This is a genomic window from Pseudomonas sp. 22526 (assembly GCF_052044735.1).
GTDB classification, from domain to species: Bacteria; Pseudomonadota; Gammaproteobacteria; order Pseudomonadales; family Pseudomonadaceae; genus Aquipseudomonas; species Aquipseudomonas piscium.
This window is the reverse complement of the sequence record NZ_JBQENK010000007.1, coordinates 209,584-213,532: the sequence shown is the minus strand read 5'-3', so window position 1 is coordinate 213,532 and position 3,949 is coordinate 209,584. Positions and strand designations below refer to the sequence as shown.

The following is a 3,949-nucleotide window of genomic DNA, read 5'->3' as shown; positions in this document are numbered from 1 at the left end:
CCCGCGATGGCGTTCTATCAGTCAACCCATCACTCAATGCTTGCTGGCCACCTCTTCCAGGTGATCCATGATTTCCTCCGGCTTGAGCACCAGCACGTCGCTTTCCAGGGAGTCGAGCACCACTTCCGCGGTGTTGCCGATCAGCGCCCCGGAAATCCCGGTGCGCGCCACGGTGCCGATGATGGTCAGCGCCGCCTGCAACTCATGGGCGGTGTGCGGGATCAGCACGTCCGCCGGGCCTTCTTCTATATGCAGATGGGTATCGTCGATATCGAATTCGGCCTGGAACGCCTTGCACTGCTCGCGGTAGCGCGCCTCGATGGTTTCCTTGAGCTGGAACACCGGGTCGGACGCCGACAGCATGGGTGACGGATGGGCGCTGATCACATGCAGCTGCGCCTTGGCCAGGCTGGCGATGTCGAAACCATGGTCGACGATGGTGGCATGCAGGGTGCGATGCTCGCCGTCGGCGTTGCCGACGTCGATGGCCGCCAGGATCACGCCGCCGGCCCAGGGCTTGGCGGTTTTCACCAGCAGCACCGGGCTTGGGCAGTAGCGCAGCAGTTTCCAGTCGGCGGGGGTGAGCAGGGCCTTTTTCAGCGGGTTGTCGGCAAAGTGCTGCTTGATCACCAGGCCACAGCCTTCGGCCTGCTGCACGTCGATGATGGTGCTGTGCAGGCTGTCGTTCCAGGCCTGTTCGGTGGTCACGCTGTAGCCCTCGCTCAGCAGGCTGCTCTTGAGCACGCTCAACAGCGCCGAATGCTCGTGCTTCTTGTCGCACACCAGCAGGTGCAGATGGGCCTGGGTCACCCCGGCGATCAGCTTGGCGCGCTTGAGCGCGAGGCTTTCGGAATGCTCGGGCTCGATGACCACCAGGATGCTGCGGATGGCTTGCATGGTCGGGATCTCCAGAGAGGTAGGAAGGCTACTTTGCACAACTATAGTTGCTGCGCGTCGCCGTGGATGTTGATGCACATCAAGCGCCGCGGCTGGTGGTCTGTGGCGCGGCCGGTATAATCGGCGCCCTTCGCCGTGAACCCTTATGCCGTGAGCCCCATGTTATCTATCCCTGAAGTCGCCACCGTCCTGTCTTGTGCGCCCGCCGCCGTAACAGGGGGGCAGCCATGAACCTGCCGGAAATCCACGAGTTCCTCGGCTGCCGCACGCCGGATGCCTGGGTCCAGGCGGCCCTGGCGGATCAGGAAACCCTGCTGATCGACCACAAGAACTGCGAGTTCAAGGCGGCCAGCACGGCCCTGAGCCTGATCGCCAAGTACCACTCCCATGTCGACCTGATCAACATGATGTCGCGCCTGGCGCGGGAAGAGCTGGTGCACCATGAACAGGTCATGCGCCTGATGAAGCGGCGCAAGATCGAACTGCGCCAGCTGTCGGCCGGGCGTTATGCCTCGGGCCTGCGCAAGGTGGTGCGCAGCCACGAACCGGTGAAGCTGGTGGACACCCTGGTGGTCGGCGCCTTTATCGAGGCCCGCAGCTGCGAGCGTTTCGAAGCGCTGGTGCCGCACCTGGACGAAGAACTGGGCAAGTTCTACTTCGGCCTGCTGAAAAGCGAGGCCCGGCACTTCCAGGGTTACCTGAAGCTGGCCTACCAGTACGGCGATGCCAAGGACATCGCCCAGGTGATCGAGAAGGTGCGCGCCGCCGAGCGCGAACTGATCGAGTCGCCGGACGTCGAGTTCCGCTTCCACAGCGGCGTGCCTACTCTGTAAAACGGCCCACGCCGGTATAAAACTACGGGCAAATTGTAAAAAACTCTTAAAAGCATGAAACATCACTGAAAACCGGCCACCTGGGCCGGTTTTTGCTGTCTGGCCTGGTCTCAGACTTATCCGATGCCGCCTATAATGCGCACCCCAATTGTGCGCTCTCAGACTGGTATTTATGGATAACCCGGGTCTTGGCAAAGTATTGCTGGTGGAAGATGACGAGAAGCTCGCCGGGCTGATCGCGCACTTCCTGTCCCAACACGGTTTCGAGGTACGGGTGGTGCATCGTGGCGATGTGGCGCTGGCGGCCTTTCTCGAATTCAAGCCGAAAATCGTCGTCCTCGACCTGATGCTGCCGGGCCAGAGCGGCCTGCACGTGTGTCGGGAGATCCGCAACGTATCGGACACGCCCATCGTCATTCTCACCGCCAAGGAAGACGACCTGGACCATATCCTGGGTCTTGAGTCCGGCGCCGACGACTACGTGATCAAGCCGATCAAGCCACCGGTGCTGCTGGCCCGCCTGCGCGCCCTGCAACGCCGGCAGCTGCCGGAGCCGACGGTGCGCGGCGCCCTGGAGTTCGGCCGCCTGACCCTCGACCGTAGTTGCCGGGAAGTGCGCCTGGCCGGCGAGCTGATCGAGCTGACCACCATGGAGTTCGAGCTGTTGTGGCTGCTGGCCAGCTCGGCGGGCAAGATCCTCTCCCGCGACGACATCCTCAACCGCATGCGCGGCATCGCCTTCGACGGCCTCAACCGCAGCGTCGACGTCTACATCAGCAAGCTGCGCGGCAAACTGCAGGACAACCCCCGTGAGCCGGTGTGCATCAAGACCATCTGGGGCAAGGGTTATCTGTTCAATCCCTTCGCGTGGGAGCTCTAAATGCTGCGGCTGTTTCTGGGTTTGTACATTGTCCTGGCCATAGGTTTTGCCGGGGCGATCACCGCGGTCGATCATATCTTCACGGCCATCCTCGAAGATCCACTGGAAGCCTACAACCGCGATGCGGTGCGCGGGCCGGCCTACAGCCTGGTGGAGCAGTTGCGGCCGTTCGACAGCGTCGAACGCGAACGCCAATTGCAGGGACTGCAGCCGCATTACGGCTTGCAGTTGCGCCTGGTGAACGCCGATGCGCTGGGCCTGAGCGCCCGGGAACAGGCCTTGCTGGCATCCAACCAGTTGGTGGTGCGGCAAGAGTTCACCGAGTTTATCGCCAGCATCGACCAGGGCCCGCAATTGCTCAGCATCAAGTTGCCGGAAGAGCCCTCGCTGACCCGCTTCTATACCATCACCGCCTATGTCTTTCTCGCGGCGCTGGTGGGCATCGCCCTGTATTTCTGGGTGCGCCCGCACTGGCGCGACCTGGAGCAGCTGCGGCTGGCGGCCGAACGTTTCGGTGACAACGACCTGAGCGCGCGCCTGCACCTGTCGCGGCGCTCGAACATTCGCGAGCTGGCCGAGCACTTCAACCGCATGGCCAGCCGCATCGAAGGCCTGATCGCCAATCAGCGCGAGCTGACCAACGCGGTGTCCCATGAGCTGCGCACGCCCATCGCCCGTCTGTCGTTCGAGCTCGACCAGCTCAGGCAGTCCGATCCGAAACACAACCGCGAGCTGATCGCTGACATGTACGCCGACCTCGGCGAGCTGGAGGAAATGGTCTCCGAACTGCTGACCTATGCCAGCCTGGAACACGGCGCCACGGTGATCAACCGCGAGACTATCCAGGCCCACAGCTGGCTCGACAGCGTGGTCGGCAGTGTCGCCCTGGAGGCGGAAGCGGCGGGGGTGCAGATCCTGATCCGGGCCTGCGAGGTCGAGTGCATCAGCATCGAGCCGCGGTTCATGGCGCGGGCGGTGATCAACCTGCTGCGTAACGCCATTCGCTACGCCGAGCAGCGTGTCGAGGTGTCCCTGGTGCGGGTCGGGCAGGGCTATGAAGTCCAGGTCAACGACGACGGCCCGGGCGTGCCGGTGGAGGGGCGCAAGAAGATCTTCGAGCCGTTCTCCCGGCTCGACGCCAGCCGCGACCGCCGCACCGGCGGCTTCGGCCTCGGCCTGGCGCTGGTACGGCGGGTGTCGCAATCCCACGGCGGCCAGGTCGAGGTGACGGATTCGCAGTGGGGCGGTGCGTCGTTTCGCATGACCTGGGCGCAGGTCGAGTAACCCGGAACCATAGGCACGTACCCGCGGAATTGGGCGTGCTTCTGTAGGAGCGAGG

Annotated in this window: 4 protein-coding genes; 3 read left to right on the top strand and 1 reads right to left on the bottom strand. The window is 63.4% G+C overall.

Translation table 11 applies throughout. The features are described 5' to 3' along the window. Positions 1-33: 33 nt before the first annotated feature. Entirely contained in the window at positions 34-897 is an 864-nt protein-coding gene (locus tag ACTJKT_RS13100) for a universal stress protein (protein ID WP_440787394.1), read from the bottom strand. 227 nt (positions 898-1,124) lie between these two features. Here ACTJKT_RS13100 and ACTJKT_RS13095 point away from each other — a divergent pair, with 227 nt between their 5' ends. The 3 genes from ACTJKT_RS13095 to ACTJKT_RS13085 all read left to right on the top strand — a co-directional run bounded on the left by ACTJKT_RS13095 (position 1,125) and on the right by ACTJKT_RS13085 (position 3,894). Further along, the gene (locus ACTJKT_RS13095; RefSeq protein WP_053278703.1) at positions 1,125-1,730 is read left to right on the top strand and encodes a tRNA-(ms[2]io[6]A)-hydroxylase; all 606 of its coding nucleotides are present in this window, start codon (positions 1,125-1,127) and stop codon (positions 1,728-1,730) included. Between the two features lie 172 nt (positions 1,731-1,902). After that, positions 1,903-2,610: a response regulator gene (locus ACTJKT_RS13090; protein WP_025809400.1), complete on the top strand. Its 708-nt coding sequence runs from the start codon at positions 1,903-1,905 to the stop codon at positions 2,608-2,610. Next, positions 2,611-3,894 (top strand): ATP-binding protein, encoded by a 1,284-nt coding sequence (locus ACTJKT_RS13085; protein WP_440787393.1) that lies wholly within the window; start codon positions 2,611-2,613, stop codon positions 3,892-3,894. Positions 3,895-3,949: the final 55 nt, after the last annotated feature.

Bases quoted from the DNA above. Each gene is read 5' to 3' on its own strand.
- ACTJKT_RS13085 (WP_440787393.1), top strand. From the start codon at position 2,611: ATGCTGCGGCTGTTTCTGGGTTTGTACATTGTCCTGGCCATAGGTTTT.
- ACTJKT_RS13095 (WP_053278703.1), top strand. From the start codon at position 1,125: ATGAACCTGCCGGAAATCCACGAGTTCCTCGGCTGCCGCACGCCGGAT.
- ACTJKT_RS13090 (WP_025809400.1), top strand. From the start codon at position 1,903: ATGGATAACCCGGGTCTTGGCAAAGTATTGCTGGTGGAAGATGACGAG.
- ACTJKT_RS13100 (WP_440787394.1), bottom strand. From the start codon at position 897: ATGCAAGCCATCCGCAGCATCCTGGTGGTCATCGAGCCCGAGCATTCC.